General features: G+C 39.9%; 13 protein-coding genes and 1 pseudogene. 12 read left to right on the top strand and 2 right to left on the bottom strand.

All coding sequences use genetic code 11. The annotated features are described in order from the left end of the window. Window positions 1–36: 36 nt before the first annotated feature. The 7 genes from pta (at window position 37) to ACVC7S_RS03575 (ending at window position 10437) form a co-directional block, all read left to right on the top strand. A complete protein-coding gene (gene pta, locus ACVC7S_RS03545; RefSeq protein WP_447266203.1) occupies window positions 37–1011 on the top strand; it encodes a phosphate acetyltransferase in 975 nt (324 codons plus the stop codon). Window positions 1012–1093: 82 nt separating this feature from the next. Beyond that, a complete protein-coding gene (gene mutY, locus ACVC7S_RS03550) occupies window positions 1094–2266 on the top strand; it encodes an A/G-specific adenine glycosylase (RefSeq protein ID WP_447266204.1) in 1173 nt (390 codons plus the stop codon). 63 nt (window positions 2267–2329) lie between these two features. Further along, window positions 2330–3037, top strand: coding sequence for a response regulator YycF (gene yycF, locus ACVC7S_RS03555; protein ID WP_220106883.1), 708 nt, complete (start codon window positions 2330–2332; stop codon window positions 3035–3037). Continuing rightward, window positions 3030–4379: a cell wall metabolism sensor histidine kinase VicK gene (gene vicK, locus ACVC7S_RS03560; RefSeq protein WP_447266205.1), complete on the top strand. Its 1350-nt coding sequence runs from the start codon at window positions 3030–3032 to the stop codon at window positions 4377–4379. The genes yycF and vicK overlap by 8 nt, the downstream gene beginning before the upstream one ends. Before the next feature lies 1 nt (window position 4380). Next, a complete protein-coding gene (locus ACVC7S_RS03565; protein ID WP_001289488.1) occupies window positions 4381–5190 on the top strand; it encodes an MBL fold metallo-hydrolase in 810 nt (269 codons plus the stop codon). Between the two features lie 106 nt (window positions 5191–5296). Then, a complete protein-coding gene (locus ACVC7S_RS03570; RefSeq protein WP_447266206.1) occupies window positions 5297–7186 on the top strand; it encodes an Eco57I restriction-modification methylase domain-containing protein in 1890 nt (629 codons plus the stop codon). Beyond that, a complete protein-coding gene (locus ACVC7S_RS03575) occupies window positions 7183–10437 on the top strand; it encodes a DEAD/DEAH box helicase family protein (protein WP_447266207.1) in 3255 nt (1084 codons plus the stop codon). The genes ACVC7S_RS03570 and ACVC7S_RS03575 overlap by 4 nt, the downstream gene beginning before the upstream one ends. Before the next feature lie 32 nt (window positions 10438–10469). On the opposite strand, the gene ACVC7S_RS03580 is transcribed toward ACVC7S_RS03575, so the two are convergent. Both ACVC7S_RS03580 and ACVC7S_RS03585 read right to left on the bottom strand, forming a co-directional pair. After that, window positions 10470–10817, bottom strand: a complete 348-nt coding sequence (locus ACVC7S_RS03580) for a thioredoxin (RefSeq protein WP_447266208.1) — start codon at window positions 10815–10817, stop codon at window positions 10470–10472. Between the two features lie 110 nt (window positions 10818–10927). Continuing rightward, the gene (locus ACVC7S_RS03585; RefSeq protein ID WP_447266209.1) at window positions 10928–12646 is read right to left on the bottom strand and encodes a phospho-sugar mutase; all 1719 of its coding nucleotides are present in this window, start codon (window positions 12644–12646) and stop codon (window positions 10928–10930) included. Between the two features lie 386 nt (window positions 12647–13032). On the opposite strand from ACVC7S_RS03585, the gene ACVC7S_RS03590 reads away from it, so the two are divergent. The 5 genes and pseudogenes from ACVC7S_RS03590 (at window position 13033) to ACVC7S_RS03610 (ending at window position 22270) form a co-directional block, all read left to right on the top strand. Then, window positions 13033–14187 carry a DUF4352 domain-containing protein gene (locus ACVC7S_RS03590; protein WP_447266210.1) on the top strand — a complete coding sequence of 385 codons (1155 nt, stop codon included), beginning with the start codon at window positions 13033–13035 and terminating at the stop codon, window positions 14185–14187. Between the two features lie 77 nt (window positions 14188–14264). Then, entirely contained in the window at window positions 14265–16166 is a 1902-nt protein-coding gene (locus ACVC7S_RS03595) for an ABC-F family ATP-binding cassette domain-containing protein (RefSeq protein WP_447266211.1), read from the top strand. 86 nt (window positions 16167–16252) lie between these two features. Further along, window positions 16253–18211, top strand: a complete 1959-nt coding sequence (gene ligA / locus ACVC7S_RS03600; protein WP_447266212.1) for an NAD-dependent DNA ligase LigA — start codon at window positions 16253–16255, stop codon at window positions 18209–18211. Window positions 18212–18365: 154 nt separating this feature from the next. Continuing rightward, window positions 18366–20651, top strand: a complete 2286-nt coding sequence (pulA, locus tag ACVC7S_RS03605) for a type I pullulanase (protein ID WP_447266213.1) — start codon at window positions 18366–18368, stop codon at window positions 20649–20651. Window positions 20652–20846: 195 nt separating this feature from the next. After that, window positions 20847–22270 (top strand): annotated as a pseudogene (locus tag ACVC7S_RS03610) (NADP-dependent glyceraldehyde-3-phosphate dehydrogenase). The last annotated feature ends 201 nt before the right edge of the window (window positions 22271–22471 follow it).

Raw genomic sequence — 22471 nt, forward strand, 5'->3', positions numbered from 1 at the left:
TTTGAGTATAATTTAATTTCTTAAAGGAGAAAACTCATGGAAGTTTTTGAAAATCTCAAAGCCAACCTAGTTGGCAAAAATGCTCGTATTGTTCTCCCTGAAGGGGAAGAACCTCGTATTCTTCAGGCAACCAAACGCTTGGTAAAAGAAACTGAAGTTGTTCCTGTTTTGCTTGGGAACCCAGAAAAAATCAAAATATATCTTGAAATCGAAGGGGTTATGGACGGCTATGAAGTCATTGACCCTCAACACTATCCTCGATTTGAAGAAATGGTTGCTGCTTTAGTAGAGCGTCGTAAGGGCAAAATGACTGAAGAAGAAGCGCGCAAAGTTTTGGTTGAAGATGTCAACTACTTTGGTGTGATGCTAGTCTACTTGGGCTTGGTTGACGGTATGGTATCTGGTGCGATTCACTCAACTGCCTCAACAGTTCGCCCAGCCCTTCAAATCATCAAAACTCGTCCAAATGTATCCCGCACTTCAGGTGCCTTTCTCATGGTTCGTGGAACAGAACGCTACCTATTTGGGGATTGTGCCATTAACATCAATCCAGATGCAGAAGCTTTGGCAGAGATTGCTATCAACTCAGCTATTACAGCTAAAATGTTTGGCATCGAACCTAAAATTGCCATGCTGAGCTATTCTACTAAAGGTTCAGGATTTGGTGAAAGTGTTGATAAGGTAGTGGAAGCTACTAAAATTGCTCATGACTTGCGTCCTGACCTTGAGATTGATGGTGAGTTGCAATTTGATGCGGCCTTTGTTCCTGAAACGGCTGCCCTTAAAGCACCAGATAGCAATGTTGCTGGTCAAGCAAATGTCTTTATCTTCCCAGGTATCGAAGCTGGAAATATTGGTTACAAGATGGCAGAACGTCTCGGTGGTTTTGCGGCTGTCGGACCTGTTTTGCAAGGTTTGAACAAGCCAGTAAACGACCTTTCTCGTGGATGTAATTCTGATGATGTTTACAAGTTGACCCTTATCACTGCTGCCCAAGCGGTTCATCAATAAGAAATAGGCCTCTTTCCTTTAGGAAGAGGCTTTTTAGCGCTAAGAAAAGGACAGTTAGAAGCTTCTATGTTATACTAGATATATGTTAGATTTGAAAGAATACGGTGTTGACATGTGGCCAGAGGAGAAGATTTCCTCTTTCCGTGAGAAACTCCTCAACTGGTACGATGAAAACAAGCGAGATTTGCCTTGGAGGAGAAGTAAAAATCCTTATCACATCTGGGTTTCTGAAATCATGCTTCAGCAGACTAGGGTAGATACGGTTATTCCCTACTATGAACGATTTTTAGACTGGTTTCCAACTGTTGAAAGTTTGGCAAATGCGCCTGAGGAACGTTTACTGAAAGCTTGGGAGGGGTTGGGCTATTATTCCCGCGTACGCAATATGCAGGCTGCGGCTCAGCAGATTATATCTGACTTTGGTGGTCAATTCCCAAATACCTATGAAGGAATTTCTGGCCTGAAAGGGATTGGCCCCTATACTGCGGGAGCTATTTCCAGTATCGCTTTTAATCTACCAGAGCCAGCAGTTGATGGCAATGTCATGCGAGTTTTATCTCGCTTGTTTGAGGTAAATTATGATATCGGAGTTCCCAGCAATCGCAAGATTTTCCAAGCTATGATGGAAATCTTGATTGACCCGAAACGGCCAGGGGATTTTAATCAAGCTTTGATGGACTTGGGGTCTGATATTGAGTCTCCAGTTAATCCTCGACCAGAAGAAAGTCCTGTTAAGGAATTTAGCGCAGCCTATCAGAATGGAACCATGGATCGATATCCGATCAAAGAACCCAAGAAAAAGCCTCTTCCAATCTATCTTAAGGCTTTGGTTGTGTGCAATGACCGTGGGCAATATCTACTTGAGAAAAATGAAAGTGAGAAACTGTTAGCCGGTTTTTGGCACTTCCCAATGATTGAAGTTGACGATTTCTCTAGCGATGATAATCAACTAGATCTCTTTTCACAAGTCAAAGAGGAAAGCAGAGCATTTGGACCAAGCCCTCAAGAAAATTTTGAGCAGGATTATGATTTAGAAGTGAATTGGTCCCAGCAAGTATTTGACCAGGTCAAGCATGTGTTTAGTCATCGAAAATGGCATATTCAAATCCTAGCAGGTCAGGTGACAGGATTAAAACAGTTCTCCGACAGAGAAATTCGCTGGGTTTCTCCTCAGGAGTTTTCTGATTATCCACTTGCGAAACCTCAACAAAAAATTTGGCAGGCTTATAAAGTAGTTCTTGGAGATGGGGACTGAGATTAGCCATTTGTGTCTTCTTTACAATTTTTTGTTATAATAGAAAAAGAAAAAGGTGATCTAATGAAAAAAATATTAATTGTAGATGATGAGAAACCAATCTCAGATATTATTAAGTTCAATATGACCAAAGAAGGCTACGAAGTTGTAACAGCCTTCAACGGTCGTGAGGCAATCGAGCTATTTGAAGCAGAGCAACCAGATATTATTATCCTCGACTTGATGTTACCTGAAATTGATGGTTTAGAAGTAGCCAAAGCCATTCGCAAGACCAGTAGTGTTCCTATCATTATGCTATCAGCTAAGGATAGCGAGTTTGACAAGGTTATTGGTTTAGAGTTAGGTGCAGACGATTATGTTACAAAACCTTTCTCAAACCGTGAGTTGCAGGCTCGTGTCAAGGCTCTGCTTCGTCGTACCGACCTAGTTTCTGTGGATAGCCAAGAGTCTGATGAGAAGAAGACGCAGCCCTTACAAATTGGTGATTTGGAAATCGTTCCAGATGCTTACGTGGCTAAGAAATATGGTGAGGAATTAGATTTGACCCACCGTGAGTTTGAACTCTTGTATCACTTGGCATCTCATATTGGTCAAGTGATTACGCGTGAACACTTGCTTGAGACTGTATGGGGTTATGATTATTTTGGTGATGTTCGTACAGTGGACGTGACCATCAGACGCTTGCGTGAGAAAATCGAAGATACTCCAAGTCGTCCAGAGTACATTCTCACACGTCGTGGTGTTGGATACTATATGAGAAATAATGATTGAAGATATTAGACAAACTATTCTGACCAGCGATTTTATCTTTATCTTGATTTTACTGGGCTTTATCCTGGTGGTGACCTTGCTGTTACTGGAAAATCGTCGGGATAATATCCGTCTGAAGGAGATAAATCAAAAGGTTAAGGACTTGATTGCAGGTGATTATTCTCAAGTTTTGGACTTGCAAGGAAGTACAGAAATCACCAATATCACCAATAATCTGAACGATTTGTCAGAAGTTATTCGTTTGACCCAAGAAAATCTGGAACAAGAGAGTAAAAGACTGCATAGTATTCTTTCTTACATGACAGATGGAGTGCTTGCGACCAATCGCCGTGGTCAGATTACCATGATTAACGACATGGCCAAGAAACAATTAGGTGTGCAGAAAGAGGATGTCCTTAACAAAAGCATTTTAGAATTGCTTAAGATAGAGGATGAGTATGAACTGCGTGACCTGATTACACAGATTCCTGAGTTGATGATTGATTCCCAAGATGTGAATGGTGAATACCTGAGTCTTCGTGTACGTTTCGCTCTGGTTCGCCGTGAGTCTGGATTCATCTCTGGTTTGGTTGCTGTTTTACATGATACGACCGAGCAGGAGAAGGAAGAACGCGAGCGGAGACTCTTCGTTTCAAACGTGAGTCATGAGCTGAGAACTCCTTTGACCAGTGTTAAATCTTATCTTGAAGCCTTGGACGAGGGAGCCTTGTATGATCCTGTAGCCCCTGATTTTATCAAGGTTTCGCTTGATGAAACTAACCGCATGATGCGGATGGTGACAGATCTCTTGCATCTCTCTCGTATTGATAATGCGACTACTCAGTTGGATGTGGAGTTGATTAACTTTACAGCCTTCATCACCTTTATCCTTAACCGTTTTGACAAGATGAGAGGTCAGGATCAAGAGAAAAAATATGAGCTGGTTCGAGATTACTCAATCAATTCAGTTTGGATCGAGATTGATACTGATAAGATGACCCAGGTGATTGATAATATTCTTAACAATGCCATTAAGTACTCACCAGATGGTGGGAAAATTACTGTCAGCATGAAAACAACTGACGACCAGATGATTTTATCCATCAAAGACCAAGGCCTAGGTATTCCCAAACAAGATTTACCGAAGATTTTCGACCGCTTTTATCGTGTGGATCGTGCAAGAAGTCGTGCACAAGGTGGAACTGGGTTAGGTCTAGCCATCGCCAAAGAAATCATCAAACAACACAACGGCTTTATTTGGGCCAAAAGTGAATACGGTAAGGGATCAACCTTTACCATCGTGCTCCCTTATGATAAGGATGCCGTAAAAGAAGAAATATGGGAGGACGAAATAGAAGACTAGAATGAGTGAAATAGGCTTTAAATACAGTATTTTAGCATCAGGTTCCAGTGGAAATTCCTTTTATCTGGAAACCCCAAAAAAGAAAATATTAGTGGATGCAGGCTTGTCAGGTAAGAAAATCACAAGTCTCTTGAGTGAAATCAATCGCAAACCTGAAGATTTGGATGCAATTTTGATTACACATGAGCATTCAGACCATATTCATGGGGTCGGTGTCTTGGCTCGCAAATATGGTATGGACCTTTACGCCAATGAGAAAACTTGGCAGGCTATGGAAAATAGCAAGTACCTCGGTAAGGTGGATTCATCGCAGAAGCACATTTTTGAAATGGGAAAAACCAAAACTTTTGGCGATATCGATATTGAGAGTTTTGGGGTTAGTCATGATGCCGCAGCACCCCAGTTTTATCGTTTTATGAAGGATGATAAGAGTTTTGTCATGTTGACTGACACAGGTTATGTTAGTGATCGTATGGCAGGAATTGTTGAGAATGCTGACGGTTATCTCATCGAGTCCAACCACGATGTAGAAATCTTACGAGCTGGATCTTATGCTTGGCGACTCAAACAGCGTATCCTATCTGATCTTGGCCACCTCTCTAACGAAGACGGAGCTGAGGCCATGATTCGTGCCATGGGAAATCGAACCAAGAAAATCTACCTTGGCCACTTGTCCAAAGAGAACAATATCAAGGAGCTGGCTCATATGACCATGGTCAATCAGCTAGCCCAAGCCGATCTGGGAGTCGGAGTTGACTTTAAGGTTTACGACACTTCACCAGATACCGCAACACCATTGACAGATATATAAAAAGAAGGCGAGTGCCTTCTTTTCTTATGTTTAGCTATTATTTTCTACTCCAAACACCATTTAAAATATGATATAATAAGGTTTATAGTACGAGAAAGGTTGCCTTATGACGATAGATATTAGTGAAGAAAAGTTGGCTATGGAGTCTGCTGACTTATTAAAAATTCTTTTAAAAGATCGAACGACCAAGAAAAATATTGTTTGGGCGACTCATTCTTATGAATTGTTGGGAAAGGGATTTGCTCCAAGTGACCGCATTACTCCAAGTAGGGTGACGGGAACCTATGCAAACTTGATTCAACCCCGATCAGAAAAGTCTAAGTATGAGCAAAAAGACCGAACCAAGATTAGAGCCGAAGTCTTTACGCCAACTTGGTTGGTTGAAAAGCAAAATGGCTACGTGGAAGCTGAACTTGAAGCTCTGGATCTTGAAGATTATATCCAAGTGCTCTGGCTAGAAATCACCTGTGGTGAAGCACCTTATATGGTTACTCGCTATGATACAGTGACTGGTGAGGAAATTCCATTATCTGAGCGAGTTGGTTTTGTTGATAGAAAATTGCAGCGCATTAGTCGTGAGGTTTCGGATGAAGCAATCTTCTATGAACTCGTAAAAAAAGCTTATCGAGCTTCGTATGGTTATGAGTACCAAGGAGATTCACTGATTTTGGCGCGTGAAAATCTTTTAGCAACATTTGAGGACTACTATCTTGCAAAGACTGGAAATCAACCGACCTTAGAGCAAAAGAAAGAAATTGCGACTATTATCTCCTACAATGTCTTTCAAATGGATGGATTGAATAAAATCAGTCCTTACTCAGCTAAACAAGAGCAATCTCAACAGCTAAGCTTGTTTTCAGATGAGCTGGAAGTTCAAGAAGTAGAAGAATCTAAAACCCAAATCAAGGACTGGAAAAAGAATAAAATGATAGGTTTTGAGTGCCTATCTAGTGAGGAAAGTGAAATGAAATTTGATGTCGTGATAGGAAATCCGCCTTATCAGGAAGAATTACAAGGAACAAGTGATAAACCAATATATCATCATTTTATGGATGAATCATATAAAATTAGTAGAAAATCAGTATTGATAACACCTGCTAGGTTTTTATTTAAGGCTGGTAAAACACCAAAATCATGGAATGAAAAAATGCTGTTGAATGAACATTTTAAAGTCATGTATTATGTCCAAGATTCTTCGAAAGTTTTTCCTGGTACGGATATTAAAGGTGGAGTGACTATTAGTTACCATGATAATGATAGAGTTTTTGGAGCAATAAAAACGTATACACCTTTTACTGAATTGAATGAAATTTTACAGTTAGTTATTAATCATAAAATGTTTAAACCAATTGCTCCAATTATTCATTTACAAAATAAATTTAATTTAGATGCTGTTTATAGCGATTATCCAGAGTTACGCTCTGTTATTGGTAGTGATGGAAAAGAGAAACGCCTAACTACATCAATTTTTGAACAACTTCCATTATTTACAGACATAACACAATCAGATGATGATATTAAGGTATTAGGTCTCATTAAAAATAAACGTCAGTATAAATATATAAATAAAAAATATATTGAGAAACATGAAAATTTGAATAAATATAAAGTATTGTTACCTAAGTCCAATGGGAGTGGGGCGATTGGCGAAGTCCTATCGACCCCACTCGTGGGTACCCCACTCGTGGGTACCCCACTCGTGGGTTATACACAATCTTTTATTTCTTTTGGTAATTTTGATTTAGAAGTTGAAGCTGAAAACTGTCTAAAATATATTAAAACAACATTTTGTAGAACATTGTTAGGGACTCTTAAGATTACTCAGGATAATAATAAAGATACTTGGCAAAATGTCCCTCTCCAAGACTTTTCAGTCAATTCGGACATTGATTGGACACAATCAGTGGCTGATATTGACCACCGACTCTATCAAAAATATGGTCTTTCTCCAGAGCATATAGCTTTTATTAAAATACATGTGAAGGAGATGGATTGATGGTAGAAATTAAAACTTCTAAAGAGATTCATCCTAAAATCTATGCTTACACCACTCCTACGGTAACTAGCAATGAGGGCTGGATTAAGATTGGTTATACAGAGCGTGATGTCACACAACGGATTAAAGAACAAACGCATACTGCTCATATAGATACAGATGTCTTATGGACTGGTGATGCAGCCTATACGGAAGAACCTGATAAGGGAAAGACTTTTAAGGACCATGATTTCCACCATTTCCTTTCTTTCCATGATGTGGAACGTCGCCCTAAGACGGAATGGTTTTACTTTAATGGGACACCTGAGAAATCTAAAAATCTTTTTGATAAGTTTGTTCAGCATGATTTGTCAGGTTATCAGCCTGGTCAAGGACAGGACTATACTCTGCGACAAGAGCAAGAAGAGGCAGTTTCTAAAACTTTAGCTTATTTCAAGAATCATCTAGGAGGTAAGTTCCTCTGGAATGCCAAGCCACGTTTTGGTAAAACCTTATCTACCTATGACCTAGCTCGTCGAATGGATGCTGTCAATGTCCTAATCGTAACCAACAGACCTGCAATAGCTAACTCATGGTATGATGATTTTGAAAAATTCATAGCAGGTCAAACGACTTATAAGTTTGTTTCAGAATCAGACAGTCTTAAAAATCGCCCAACCTTGTCACGTAAAGAATTTGTTGGTATTTTAGATGACGATGTAAGACAACTTGCTTTTATCAGTCTCCAAGACTTGAAAGGCTCTGCTTATCTTGGTGGAGAGCACAATAAACTTAAATGGGTCACTGATCTACATTGGGACTTGTTGGTTATCGATGAGGCTCACGAAGGAGTTGCTACCTTTAAGACAGATCAGGCTTTTAATAAGATCCGTCGAAACTTTACCTTGCATCTATCAGGAACTCCATTTAAGGCATTAGCTAAGGGAGAATTTACCGAGGAGCAGATCTACAACTGGTCTTACGCTGATGAGCAGGCAGCTAAAACAACTTGGTCACCTGATCAAGAAGAGGAAAATCCATATGAGAGCTTGCCTCAGTTAAATCTCTTTACCTATCAAATGTCTCAGATGATTGGTGAGGAGTTAGAAAAAGGTGCTCAACTCGATGGAGAGAACATCGACTATGCTTTTGACTTGAGTGAATTTTTCGCTACAGATGATAAAGGGAAATTTATCCATGAGCAAGATGTCAGAAATTGGTTAGATACTCTATCAAGCAATGAGAAATATCCATTTTCAACCAAAGAGCTTCGGAACGAACTCAAGCATACTTTTTGGCTCTTAGAACGTGTAGCCTCAGCAAAAGCCTTAAAAGCACTGCTAGAGGAACATCCCATCTATGAAAACTATGAGATTGTGTTAGCTGCTGGTGACGGGCGTATGTCCGAGGAAGATGATAAGGTTAAACTCAAATCCCTAGACTTGGTTAGAAAAGCGATAGCAGAGAATGACAAAACCATTACCCTATCCGTCGGTCAATTGACGACAGGTGTGACGATCCCTGAATGGACAGGCGTATTGATGTTATCAAACTTGAAATCACCTGCCATTTATATGCAAGCTGCCTTCCGTGCACAAAACCCTTACTCATGGAGCGATAACAAAGGAAATCACTTCCGCAAAGAAAGAGCCTATGTATTTGACTTTGCGCCAGAAAGAACCCTGATTCTCTTTGATGAGTTTGCGAACAACTTATCACTTGCGACTGCAGGAGGTGGTGGAACTTCCGCAACTCGTGAAGAGAACATCAGAGAACTCTTAAATTTCTTCCCTGTCATAGCAGAAGACCGTGCAGGTAAGATGGTTGAAATTGATGCTAAGGCAGTTCTGACTATACCGCGTCAAATAAAAGCTAGGGAAGTCCTCAAACGTGGGTTTATGTCTAATCTCTTATTTGATAATATCAGCGGCATTTTCCAAGCCAGTCAAACCGTTCTAGACATCTTAAATGAACTACCAGTTGAAAAGGAAGGCAAGTTACAAACATCATCGGATCTACTAGACTTTTCAGGTGTTACAGTGGATGATGAGGGCAATGCAGTGGTTGACCATGAAATCGTGGTCAATCAACAAACGCGACTTTTTGGTGAAAAAGTTTATGGGCTTGGTGAGTCTGTTGCTGAGTTAGTCACAAAAGATGAGGAAAGAACTCAAAAACAGCTGGTCAATGACTTGAGTAAGACCGTTTCTTCAGTAATTGTAGAGGAATTGAAGGTTGGATATGATCTGAAAACTCGGGAAACAGACCAGATCAAGAAACAAATTGTAGCAACATTTGAGAACGAAGTTCGAAAAAATGAGATAGAACGTAAAATTTCTGAAGCTCATATCAAGGAAGAGTTGCAACAACAGCTCAAGGAAGAAAATGATAAAGAACAAAAAGATAAGATTCAAGAAGTTCTTGAAAAACGTTTAGAAGAAAATAATCTCATTCATAAAGAAAAACTAGAACAAACACTTAAAAAAGAAGTGGAAAAAATGCCCGAGAAGTTTATTGAACAGGTTGAGATAAAACGGGTGGAACAGTTGAAACAATCAGCCCAAGATGAGATTCGGGACCATCTTCGAGGATTTGCACGAACAATTCCAAGTTTCATCATGGCCTACGGTGATCAATCTCTAACACTTGATAATTTTGACACCTTTGTTCCTGAGCATGTCTTCTTTGAAGTGACTGGTATTACGATTGAACAATTTCGTTATTTGAGAGATGGTGGGCAGGATTTTGCAGGACATCTCTTTGATCGAGCAACATTTGATGAAGCCATCCAAGAATTTCTTCGCAAGAAAGAGGAGTTGGCAGATTATTTTAAAGATCAAAAAGAAGATATTTTCGACTATATTCCACCACAGAAAACCAATCAAATTTTCACTCCTAAACGGGTAGTGAAGAGAATGGTGGATGACCTTGAAAAAGAAAATCCAGGAATCTTTGATGATCCGTCTAAGACATTCATTGATTTGTACATGAAGTCAGGTCTCTATATTGCAGAGCTTGTTAAGCGGCTATATAACAGCAATGGCTTGAAAGAAGCTTTTCCAAATCCTGAAGAACGCTTAAAACATATCCTAGAAAATCAAGTTTATGGATTTGCGCCTTCAGAGATTATCTATAACATTTCGACTAATTTTATCTTTGGAAATCTCTCTCAAGATATCAGTAGAAGGAACTTTGTTTTAGAAGATACCATTCCAGCTGCCAAAGAAGGTAGAATTCAGGAATTGGTGAATAGATATTTTGAATATAATTAAAAAAGAAGGCGAGAGCCTTCTTTTGTTGTTTTTTACAATCCTGCAAATTCTTTGATTTCTTGTGCTGACATAGAAGAGTTGCAACGGACATTGATTTGGCCATCTGTAATGTGAACAAATCCTGGTACGGTTGGGATTCCATAACGTGAACGGAAATCTTGCAAAGCATTGAGTTGGCTAGGTTCTTCGCTATTGATGAAGTAGATGTGTGCTTTGGTTTCAGCTACGACGCCTGCTAATGTACCAGCAAATTTACGGCAGTAAGGGCAAGTTTTGCGACCGATGAAGAAGGTTGCTGTTTCTTTCTTATCGAGTGCTTCTTGGGCGCGTGAAACTGTAGTCACTTCAAGGTCTTTAATATCTTCTAAAAATTGATTCATAAGAATACCTCTCTTTTTTTGATAAAACTAGTATGCCACAAAGTTTCTAAAATTGCTCGGATTTGATACGAAAAAAAGATGAGATTGGTTTATCTCATCTTTTAGCTTGCTTATTTTACAAAGGCATTGATTTCTGTTTCGATGTTGGCAATCTTAGCTTGTGAATCTTCGTTTGTTTCCCCTACAACAGCAATGTAGAATTTGATCTTTGGTTCTGTACCTGAAGGGCGAACGGCAATCCATGAACCATCAGCAAGTGTGTATTTCAATACATCACTTGGAGGAGTTGTCAAGTTTGTAACAGTACCGTCAGCAGCAGTAGCAGTTTGAGCCTTGAAGTCTTCTACGACAGTGATAGCTGTTGTGTTCCATTCTTTTGGAGCATTGTTACGGAATTTAGCCATGATAGCTTTGATTTGTTCAGCACCATCTACACCTGAAAGAGTTACAGAGATAGTCTTTTCAGCATAGTAACCGTACTCTTTGTAGATTTCTTCGATACCGTCAGCAAGAGTCAAACCACGTGAACGGTAGTAAGCAGCAAGCTCAGCAACGACAAGAACAGCTTGGATAGCGTCTTTATCACGTACGAATGGTTTAATCAAGTAACCGAAGCTTTCTTCAAATCCCATCATGTAGGTGTGGTTGTGTTTTTCTTCGAATTCTTGAATCTTTTCAGCGATAAATTTGAAACCAGTTAAGACGTTGAACATGGTTGCGCCGTAGCTTTCAGCAATCTTCGTTACCAAGTCAGTTGATACGATAGACTTGCAGAGGGCAGCATTTTCAGGAAGAGTACCAGCATTTTTGTGGGCTTCCAAGATGTATTTAGCCATGATAGCACCGATTTGGTTACCTGAAAGGTTAAGGTAGCTACCATCTTTTTGAAGAACTTCAACACCAACACGGTCAGCGTCAGGGTCAGTTGCCACAAGAACGTCTGCACCAACTTGACGACCAAGTTCTTCAGCAAGGGCGAAGGCTGCTTGGCTTTCTGGGTTTGGCGATTTTACAGTTGAGAAGTCTGGATCAGCAGTTGCTTGTGCTTCAACAACTTGAACAGAGTCAAATCCTGCTTGGGCAAGAGCACGACGAGCCAACATTTCACCAGTACCGTGAAGTGGTGTATAGACAATCTTCATGTCTTTACCAAACTCTTCAATCAAAGCTGGGTTGATGTTGACATCTTTAACTTCTTTGAGGTACTCAGTGTCAATAGCATCACCGATGACTTCAATCAAACCAGAAGCTTTTTCAGCTTCTACATCGGCAACTTCCACAGCAAATGGATTTTCGATTCCACGGATATAAGTAGTCAAAGCGTCCGCATCATGTGGAGGCATTTGTCCACCGTCTTCACCGTAAACCTTGTAACCATTAAATGGAGCTGGGTTGTGGCTAGCAGTAATCATGATACCTGCGAAACAGTTGAGGTGACGAACTGCAAATGACAGTTCTGGAGTTGGACGAAGGCTTTCAAATACGTAAGATTTGATACCATGTTTTGCTAGGACTGCAGCAGATTCAAAGGCAAATTCTGGTGAGAAGTGACGGCTATCGTAGGCAATTGCCACACCACGTTCTTTTTCATTTCCACCTTTTGACTCAATCAAACGAGCCAAACCTTCAGTTGCTTGACGGACAACATAGATATTGATACGGTTAGTACCAGCTCCAATCAATCCACGCATACCAGCAGTACCAAATTCAAGATTGGTATAGAAGGCGTCTTCCTTTGTCTTTTCGTCCATGTTTTCCAAATCTTGACGAAGGTAGTCTGGAAGTTCAGCAAAATCAAGCCATTTTTGATAGTTTTCTTGGTAAGTCATTGAGCGTCTCCTTTTATTGTAAATTGTTTTAATCGGCTTTATTATACCATGATTTAGGATTTTAGTAAAACGTTAGCATAGTCGCTATTACTCGTATCGAGCTTTTTTCATTTCCCTAAAAAAGGCTAAACAAGAGTTTATAACTAAACGGTTTCAAACTGAATTCCTAATAAATTTAGAAAAATATATAGAAAAAGTTTTCAAAGAAAAAACGTGACTTCCTATTGATTCTCTAAGACGATGCTTCTATACTTAAAATAATTTTTTGAAAAAATTTAAGTTATTATTCTATAATTTTAAGTTTTTTTAAAAAGGTTCGGTTTCTATTTTGAATTTTATTATCGCTATGGTAGAATATAGTAAATAATAAAAGGAGATACTCTATTATGAAAAAAATTCTTAAGTATTCTGCTTTGCTGGTATCAGCTTTAGCACTTGTTGCTTGTGGATCAACAAAGAAGGCAAGCGACAACGGTACTGCCTCAAACTCCAACTTTGAAGTATCTGTTAAAGATGGGATGTTTGTATTGCCTAAAGATGAAGATTCATCTTCAAGCTACCTTGCTCTTCAAGTAGAAATCAAAAACAACCGTGATAAAAAGTTCAGTTTCACTAGTCGCGATATCACCCTTTACAATGAAAAAGATGAAAAAGTAGAACCAATTCAAATCTATGAAAGCGACAGCAAGACTAAATTCATGTCTTATGGAGATAGCATCTCTAAAGGTAAGAGTGTAGCTGGTTATGTTGTTTATGAAGTAGACAAAGATGCTAAATATGAGCTTCATTTTGCACCTAGCTTCTACGAAGATATCAAAGAAGACTCTAAAAAGAATAACGACGTAGCTATCAAAGTTGATCCAAGTAAATACGAGGATCACATTGATGAAGCTAAAGAAGTAATGAAAAAATATGTCGATGCCGTTTACCTTAATGGAGAAAGCTCAGGCGGCGGAACAAACCTAAGTACATCTGATAACAAGGCTCAAGTCGTATCCCTTGCAGATGATAAAAAATCTTCTGATGGTGATGCTGAATTTACAAACGATGTGAAGGCTGATAGAGAAGAATTCATCAAGAAATTTGTAGAATCATTCGGAAAAGGTTTCTATAACTACAAACCTTCAGATGCCGAGCTTCGTACATTTGCTGAGGCGTATATTAAAGCAAACTCTAAACGAGCAAAAATTGATTACAAAGTTAAAACATACTTGCCAGACTACGCCGTTATCTATGTAAGACCTGAAACGATTGACTTGGATAACTTGAATGTTTATGAATTAAGCCGTAAATTTTACGACGAAAACAAAGGTAAGTACAGCAACTATTCAGAAGCTATGAAAGCTGGTGAGAAGTACATTTTAGAAAATGCTCCAAGCCAATTTGAATCAACTCCTCTAGATACTAGTAATAGTATGAGAAAAGAGGGTTATGAAATCAAAATGACGAAGAAAGATGGTAAATGGACAATCGATACCTCTTCTAAGAACTATGATTTAAAAGATATGGCTCGCACATTCCGTGGAGGCATTGGATACTAAAATAAAAAGTTCGAGTTTATACTCGAACTTTTTTCATTGCAATTGTCTAAAAGTGAAAAAGATAGTAAAATAGAATCATGATTATTTTACAAGCCAATAAAATTGAACGTTCTTTTGCAGGAGAGGTTCTTTTTGATAATATCAATCTGCAGGTAGATGAACGCGATCGGGTTGCTCTTGTTGGAAAAAATGGAGCAGGAAAGTCAACTCTTTTGAAGATTTTAGTTGGAGAAGAGGAGCCAACTAGAGGGGAAATCAATAAGAAAAAAGACATCTCTCTTTCCTACCTAGCCCAAGACAGCCGATTTGAGTCTGAGAATACCATTTACGACGAAATGCTCCATGTTTTTGATGATTTACGGCGTACGGAGACACAACTGCGTCAGATGGAGTTGGAGATGGGTGAGAAAACTGGAGCGGAACTAGATAAACTCATGGCAGACTACGACCGTTTGTCAGAATATTTCCGTCAAGCAGGTGGCTTCACCTACGAAGCAGACATTCGAGCGATTTTAAATGGTTTCAAGTTTGATGAGACTATGTGGCAGATGAAAATTTCTGAGCTTTCTGGTGGTCAAAACACCCGCTTGGCTCTGGCCAAAATGCTCCTTGAAAAGCCGAATCTCTTGGTCTTAGATGAACCTACCAACCATTTGGATATTGAGACCATCGCCTGGTTGGAAAACTACTTGGTCAATTATAGTGGGGCTCTTCTCATTGTTAGTCACGACCGTTATTTCTTGGACAAGGTTGCAACAATTACGCTCGATTTAACCAAGCATTCTTTGGATCGCTATGTGGGGAATTACTCTCGTTTTGTTGAACAAAAAGAGCAAAAACTAGCAACTGAGGCAAAAAACTATGAAAAGCAGCAGAAGGAAATCGCTGCTCTGGAAGATTTTGTTAATCGCAATCTAGTAAGAGCTTCGACAACCAAACGTGCCCAATCGCGCCGTAAACAACTGGAAAAAATGGAGCGCTTGGATAAGCCTGAAGCTGGGAAGAAATCAGCCAATATGACCTTCCAGTCTGAAAAAACATCTGGTAATGTCGTCCTGACAGTTGAAAATGCAGCCATTGGTTATGATGGGGAAATTTTGTCAGAACCGATAAATCTTGACCTTCGCAAGATGAATGCTGTTGCTATCGTTGGACCAAACGGTATTGGGAAGTCAACCTTTATCAAGTCAATAGTAGACCAGATTCCTCTTATCAAAGGAGAGAAGCGTTTTGGAGCAAATGTTGAGGTTGGTTATTATGATCAGACTCAAAGCAAGCTAACACCAAGCAATAGTGTCCTAGATGAACTTTGGAATGATTTTAAACTAACACCAGAGGTTGAAATCCGTAATCGCCTAGGTGCCTTCCTTTTCTCAGGAGATGATGTTAAAAAATCAGTTGGCATGCTGTCTGGTGGTGAACGCGCTCGTTTGTTGCTTGCTAAACTGTCTATGGAAAACAACAACTTCCTGATACTTGACGAGCCTACCAACCACTTGGATATTGATAGCAAGGAAGTGCTAGAAAATGCCTTGATAGACTTTGATGGAACCCTTCTGTTTGTCAGTCATGACCGTTACTTTATCAACCGCGTTGCAACTCATATTTTGGAATTGTCCGAAAATGGTTCGACCCTCTATCTAGGAGACTATGACTACTATGTTGAAAAGAAGACAGAAGTAGAAGTAAGCCAGAATGAGGAACTTTTAACTAGTAATCAAGCAAAAGAAGCAAGTCCTGTTAATGACTACCAAGCTCAGAAAGAAAGTCAGAAAGAAGCCCGCAAGCTCATGCGTCAAATCGAGAACTTAGAGGTAGAAATTGAAGAATTAGAAACCCAAAGTCAAGCCATTTCTGAACAAATGCTGGAAACCAACGATGCTGAAAAGCTCATGGAATTGCAGGCTGAACTGGACAAAATTAGCCATCGTCAGGAAGCGGCTATGCTTGAATGGGAAGAATTATCGGAGCAGGTGTAAGAAATTTTCTTATTTTTTGATAATCTTGTTATTTTTTCAGCCCTTCTCCATTGTGAGGAGGGCTTGGTTTGTGGTAAAATGGTTTTATGAATAAAAGAATGAATGAGTTAGTTGCCTTACTCAACCGCTATGCGAGCGAGTACTATACGAGTGACAATCCTTCGGTTTCAGATAGCGAGTACGATCGCCTCTACCGAGAGTTGGTCGATTTGGAAGCTGCCTATCCAGATCAAGTTTTAGCAGACAGTCCAACCCATCGTGTTGGTGGTAAGGTTTTAGATGGTTTTGAAAAATACAGTCATCAGTATCCTCTTTATAGTTTGCAGGATGCTTTTTCACGTGAAGAGTTAGAAGCTTTTGATGCGCGTGTTCGCAAGGAGTTACCCCATCCCACTTATATCTGTGAGTTGAAAATCGATGGTTTGTCTATCTCGCTTACGTATGAAAAGGGAATTTTGGTAGTCGGTGCGACACGTGGGGATGGTTCTATTGGTGAGAATATCACTGAAAATCTCAAGCGCGTCAAGGATATTCCTTTGACCTTGCCAGAAAAACTAGATATCACAGTTCGTGGGGAGTGTTACATGCCACGCGCTTCCTTTGATCTGGTCAACCAAGCTCGCCAAGAAAATGGAGAGCCTGAATTTGCCAATCCTCGTAATGCGGCGGCTGGAACTTTGCGTCAGCTGGATACAGCAGTAGTTGCCAAGCGCAATCTTGCGACTTTTCTCTATCAAGAAGCTAGTCCTTCAACTCGAGATAGTCAAGAAAAAGTCTTGAAGCATCTTGAACAACTTGGTTTTGTAGTTAATCCTAAACGAATCTTGGCTGAAAGCATGGATGAGATATGGAATTTTATCCAAGAAGTAGGACAAGAACGGGAACATCTACCTTACGATATTGATGGAGTGGTTATCAAAGTCAATGACTTAGCAGGTCAAGAAGAACTCGGTTTTACAGTTAAAGCGCCAAAGTGGGCAGTAGCCTATAAGTTCCCTGCTGAGGAAAAAGAAGCCCAACTACTCTCAGTTGACTGGACAGTAGGACGCACTGGTGTTGTGACCCCGACTGCCAATCTCACACCTGTTCAGCTTGCTGGTACAACTGTTAGCCGTGCGACCCTACACAACGTAGACTATATTGCTGAAAAAGATATTCGCAAAGACGATACGGTTATCGTTTATAAGGCTGGAGATATCATTCCTGCTGTTTTGCGTGTGGTAGAGTCCAAGCGTGTTTCTGAAGAAAAACTAGATATTCCGACTAACTGTCCGAGCTGTGACAGTCAGTTACTTCATTTTGAAGATGAGGTTGCTCTACGTTGTATCAATCCTCGCTGTCCTGCCCAAATCATGGAAGGTTTGATTCACTTTGCCTCTCGTGATGCCATGAATATTACAGGCCTTGGTCCTTCCATAGTTGAGAAACTCTTTGCTGCCAATTTAGTAAAGGATGTGGCGGATATCTACCGTTTGAAAGAAGAAGACTTCCTCCTTTTAGAAGGTGTCAAGGAAAAGTCTGCTTCTAAACTATATCAGGCTATTCAAGCATCTAAGGAAAACTCTGCTGAAAAGCTCTTGTTTGGTCTGGGAATTCGCCATGTTGGAAGCAAGGCTAGTCAGCTCTTGCTCCAACATTTCCACTCTATTGAAAATCTAGCCCAAGCTGATCCAGAGGAAGTAGCAAGTATCGAGAGCTTGGGTGGGGTGATTGCCCAAAGCCTTCAGACTTATTTTGCAACAGAAGGATCAAAAATTCTCTTAGACGAGTTGAAAGAAGCTGGAGTCAATCTGGACTACAAAGGGCAGACAGTAGTAGCAGATGCAGCCTTGTCAGGTTTGACAGTAGTTCTGACAGGAAAATTGGAACGTCTCACGCGCTCAGAAGCAAAAAGCAAACTCGAAAGTCTAGGAGCTAAGGTAACCGGCAGTGTATCCAAGAAAACAGACCTAGTCGTAGCAGGAGCGGATGCGGGAAGCAAACTCCAAAAAGCTCAAGAACTTGGTATTGAAGTTCAAGATGAAGCCTGGTTGGAAAGTTTGTAAAGAATAGCAGTCAGCTAGGTCTTAGATAGTCAGAAACTATCTCTCCTGAAGTGTTTTTACATAGATTAAGTCTATTGTCAGTCAGACATTCAATCGCTGAATCTATCAGCACCACATAAAAAAATTAAATTGAAATTAGAAATTAGGAAAAGAAATGTATAGATACCCAGTAGTCATCCATTTTCATCGAAAAAATGGGGATTATACTGCTTGTTCATTTAGTAGAAAACAGGCAGACAATGTTGAAAAATTGTATTATGAGAATGACTTTTTTGGAGCAAAGTTCTCTTTCACAGTTACAAGTCAAGAAAAGTTAGAAAACCTAAAATTCTCAGTTGAGATTGATGGAAATATTAAGGAATATCCAGTGCGTTATAACTACTATCCGCTTCTGACAGAAGTTTGGATTTTAGAGGGCGACGAGACGGTTTATTATTCTGAAAATCCAGCCATTGCTAGTCCTTACTACAAAGATCAAAATCCATTTGCTTTTGATAAAGCAATCCATAGCGCTAGCTACGATCACCACTGGGGCTATCAAGGAGAACTAGGTTATAGTCTTTCAGATTATCAGACAAGCTTTAAACTTTGGGCTCCTACAGCTACAGCTGTACAGGTAGTTGTCTATGAAAATACCAGCAACGATGCTCCAATTTGGAAAACCTATAATCTAGAGCGTGGGAATAGCTATTCATATAGTCATAAGTACAATACCATTGGTGTTTGGGGTCTAGATTTAGATGAGAATCTTGCTGGCAAGGCTTATCAGTATCAGATTGAATTCCCTCATCACAAGAGTTTGACAAGAGATCCTTATACAATTGCAACCAGTCCTGACGGAAAACGTTCTGTTATTCTCTCACACAAAGAGAGACAAGTAGATGGATTTGAAGTCAAACATGGGACAGAAGCTCCTTGGCGTTTGGAAAATCCATGTAAAGCCGTTATCTGTGAAATGCATATCCGAGATTTGACCAAATCTCCAACATCTGGAGTGGCAGAGCATCTCCGTGGAACCTTCCTTGGGGCTGCGCAGACAGGAACGACTAACCAATTCGGACAAGCAACCGCCTTTGACTATATCAAAGAACTTGGCTGCAACTATGTTCAACTTCAACCAATCTTTGATCGCCATAAGGAATACGATGAGGATGGAAACGTAACCTATAACTGGGGCTATGATCCTCAAAACTACAATGCACCAGAACCAAGTTTCTCTAGTAATCCAGATGATCCAGGACAGGTCGTTCGTGATCTTAAAACCATGGTTCAGGCCTATCATGATGCAGGAATTGGTGTCATCATGGACGTGGTTTATAATCACACCTTCTCAACGGTTGATGCGCCTTTCCAAACAACTGTACCAGATTATTACTACCGCATGAACCGAGATGGAACCTTCCAAAATGGTACAGGTGTAGGAAATGAAACAGCCAGTGAACATGAAATGTTCCGTAAGTACATGATTGATTCTCTCCTATACTGGGTGAAAGAATACAATATTGATGGTTTCCGTTTTGACTTGATGGGTATTCATGATGTCAAAACCATGCAAGCAATTCGTTGGGCGCTAGATGAGGTTGATCCCCGTATTATCACTTATGGAGAAGGCTGGGATATGGGAACAGGTCTTGCACCTTATGATAAGGCCAAGAAGGACAATGCCTACCAGATGCCAAATATCGGATTCTTCAACGATGATCAGCGTGATGCGATTAAAGGAGGAGAAGTTTATGGTGCAATCAAGTCAGGATTTGTCAGCGGTGCAGCCACCGAACCTATCGTAGCCAAGGCTATTCTTGGTAGCCGAGAGTTGGGCTCTTATCTGAGTCCAAACCAGGTTCTCAACTATGTTGAAGCCCATGACAATTACAATCTTCATGACCTGCTGGCGACGCTTCATCCTGATCAAAGTTCTGACCAGATTATGCGCAAGGTTGAGACAGCGACAGCAATGAACCTGCTCATGCAAGGAATGTCCTTTATGGAAATTGGCCAAGAATTTGGTCGAACCAAGTTGATTCCGACTGGTGAAGATGGACAACTCACTCCCGCAGACCGAGAACGTGCTATGAATAGTTACAACGCCCCTGACAGTGTCAACCAAATAAACTGGGACTTGATCAATGAAAGACAAGAAAGCATTGACTTTGTCCGTCAGATTATTCGACTGAAAACACAGACTAGCGCCTTTTCTTATCCTACATACGAAGAAGTTTACCGTCATGTCTTTGTCCACACTGCTACAGAAAATAGCGGATGGATTGTTTACGAGATTCACGGGGGACCAGAACATCTATTGGTCGTATTTAATGCAAAGGGAACTTCCTTCTACTTTGAAAATGCAGGAAATCTAGAAATGCTTGTGACAAATAGTCGTTCAAAAGAGTCGAATGTAATCGACAATACTAGTGTCGCAGTGCTTAAAGTACTCTCTTAAATTCATAAACTAAAAAGGGTTAGATTGTCTAATCCTTTTTGTTATGTATAAGTTTTCAATGAAGAGTAGAATTAAGTGTCAAACTATTTGAAGAATCAAGTTTGTGAAAAAAATCTCAAAATTTTCGCAAAAAGGGTTGTAATTTTCTGAAAATTTGTTAAAATAAGTTTTAATCATTTTCAGGAGGAAGCGGATTTGACAAACTATCAGAATTTAGTAAACGGAAATTGGAAATCATCAGAGAATGAAATTACAATCTACTCTCCTATTAATCAGGAAAAGCTTGGTACAGTACCAGCTATGAGTCAGGCAGAAGTTGATGAAGTAATGAAAGCTGGTCGAGAAGCGCTATCTGCTTGGCGTGATTTGGCACCCGTAGAACGTGCAGCCTATCTGCATAAGACGGCAGATATTTTAGAACGTGACAAGGAAGTAATTGGAACGATACTTGCCAAAGAGGTGGCAAAGGGAATTCAGGCAGCTATAGGAGAAGTAGTCCGTACAGTTGATTTGATTAGATATACTGCTGAAGAAGGACTACGCATCACTGGTCAAGCCATGGAAGGTGGTGGCTTTGAAGCTGCCAGTAAAAATAAAATGTCCATTGTACGCCGGGAACCCGTTGGTATCGTACTCGCCATTGCTCCATTTAATTATCCTGTAAATTTATCTGCATCAAAGATTGCTCCAGCTTTGATTGCAGGAAATGTCGTTCTGTTTAAGCCACCAACACAAGGATCAATCTCAGGTCTCTTATTGGCCAAGGCTTTTGATGAAGCAGGTATTCCAGCTGGAGTATTGAATACCATTACTGGACGAGGTTCTGAGATAGGGGATTACATTATTGAGCACAAAGAAGTGAACTTTATCAACTTTACGGGTTCGACACCAATTGGTGAGCGAATCGGTCGCCTGGCTGGTATGCGGCCTATCATGCTTGAACTTGGTGGAAAAGACGCAGCTATTGTATTAGAAGATGCTGATTTGGAACACGCAGCCAAGCAAATCGTAGCTGGTGCCTTTAGTTATTCAGGGCAACGTTGTACAGCTATCAAGCGTGTCTTGGTCGTTGATAGTGTAGCAGACAAATTAGCAAATTTACTCCAGACTGAAGTGGCAAAACTAACAGTTGGTAATCCTTTTGACAATGCTGATATCACTCCTGTTATTGATAATGCTTCAGCTGATTTCATCTGGGGATTGATTGAAGATGCTCAGGAAAAAGGAGCTAAAGCGCTTAGCCCAATCAAACGTGAGAATAATCTCATTTGGCCAGGACTTTTTGATTATGTCACAAGAGATATGAAATTAGCCTGGGAAGAACCATTGGGCCCGTTTTACCGGTTATTCGTGTCGCAGATGTAGAAGAAGCGATTGCCATCGCAAATCAATCTGAGTTTGGACTTCAGTCATCTGTATTTACAAATGATTTTAAAAAAGCTTTTGAAATTGCTGAAAAACTTGAAGTGGGAACAGTTCACATCAATAATAAAACACAACGAGGACCAGATAACTTCCCATTTCTTGGAGTAAAAGGATCCGGTGCAGGGGTTCAAGGTATCAGATATAGTATAGAAGCCATGACAAATGTTAAATCTATTGTTTTTGATATGAAATAACCTTAAAAATCAGGACAAAATTCCTGATTATATTTTCAATATAAATTTACTATAAAAAGGGAATACGAACAATAGTATATAAATTGAAAAGAATATAAGTGAATAAACATTATTTTTTGCCAAATAGATGAAAGTACTTAAAATCTTAAGATAATTTTTTGAAGGCTTTCATAAAAATATAACATTAATTACGGAAATCTC

The sequence above is a fragment of the Streptococcus sp. Z556 genome (genome assembly GCF_053010225.1).

Bases quoted from the DNA above. Each gene is read 5' to 3' on its own strand.
- pta (WP_447266203.1), top strand. From the start codon at position 37: ATGGAAGTTTTTGAAAATCTCAAAGCCAACCTAGTTGGCAAAAATGCT.
- mutY (WP_447266204.1), top strand. From the start codon at position 1,094: ATGTTAGATTTGAAAGAATACGGTGTTGACATGTGGCCAGAGGAGAAG.
- yycF (WP_220106883.1), top strand. From the start codon at position 2,330: ATGAAAAAAATATTAATTGTAGATGATGAGAAACCAATCTCAGATATT.
- vicK (WP_447266205.1), top strand. From the start codon at position 3,030: ATGATTGAAGATATTAGACAAACTATTCTGACCAGCGATTTTATCTTT.
- ACVC7S_RS03565 (WP_001289488.1), top strand. From the start codon at position 4,381: ATGAGTGAAATAGGCTTTAAATACAGTATTTTAGCATCAGGTTCCAGT.
- ACVC7S_RS03570 (WP_447266206.1), top strand. From the start codon at position 5,297: ATGACGATAGATATTAGTGAAGAAAAGTTGGCTATGGAGTCTGCTGAC.
- ACVC7S_RS03580 (WP_447266208.1), bottom strand. From the start codon at position 10,817: ATGAATCAATTTTTAGAAGATATTAAAGACCTTGAAGTGACTACAGTT.
- ACVC7S_RS03585 (WP_447266209.1), bottom strand. From the start codon at position 12,646: ATGACTTACCAAGAAAACTATCAAAAATGGCTTGATTTTGCTGAACTT.
- ACVC7S_RS03590 (WP_447266210.1), top strand. From the start codon at position 13,033: ATGAAAAAAATTCTTAAGTATTCTGCTTTGCTGGTATCAGCTTTAGCA.
- ACVC7S_RS03595 (WP_447266211.1), top strand. From the start codon at position 14,265: ATGATTATTTTACAAGCCAATAAAATTGAACGTTCTTTTGCAGGAGAG.
- ligA (WP_447266212.1), top strand. From the start codon at position 16,253: ATGAATAAAAGAATGAATGAGTTAGTTGCCTTACTCAACCGCTATGCG.
- pulA (WP_447266213.1), top strand. From the start codon at position 18,366: ATGTATAGATACCCAGTAGTCATCCATTTTCATCGAAAAAATGGGGAT.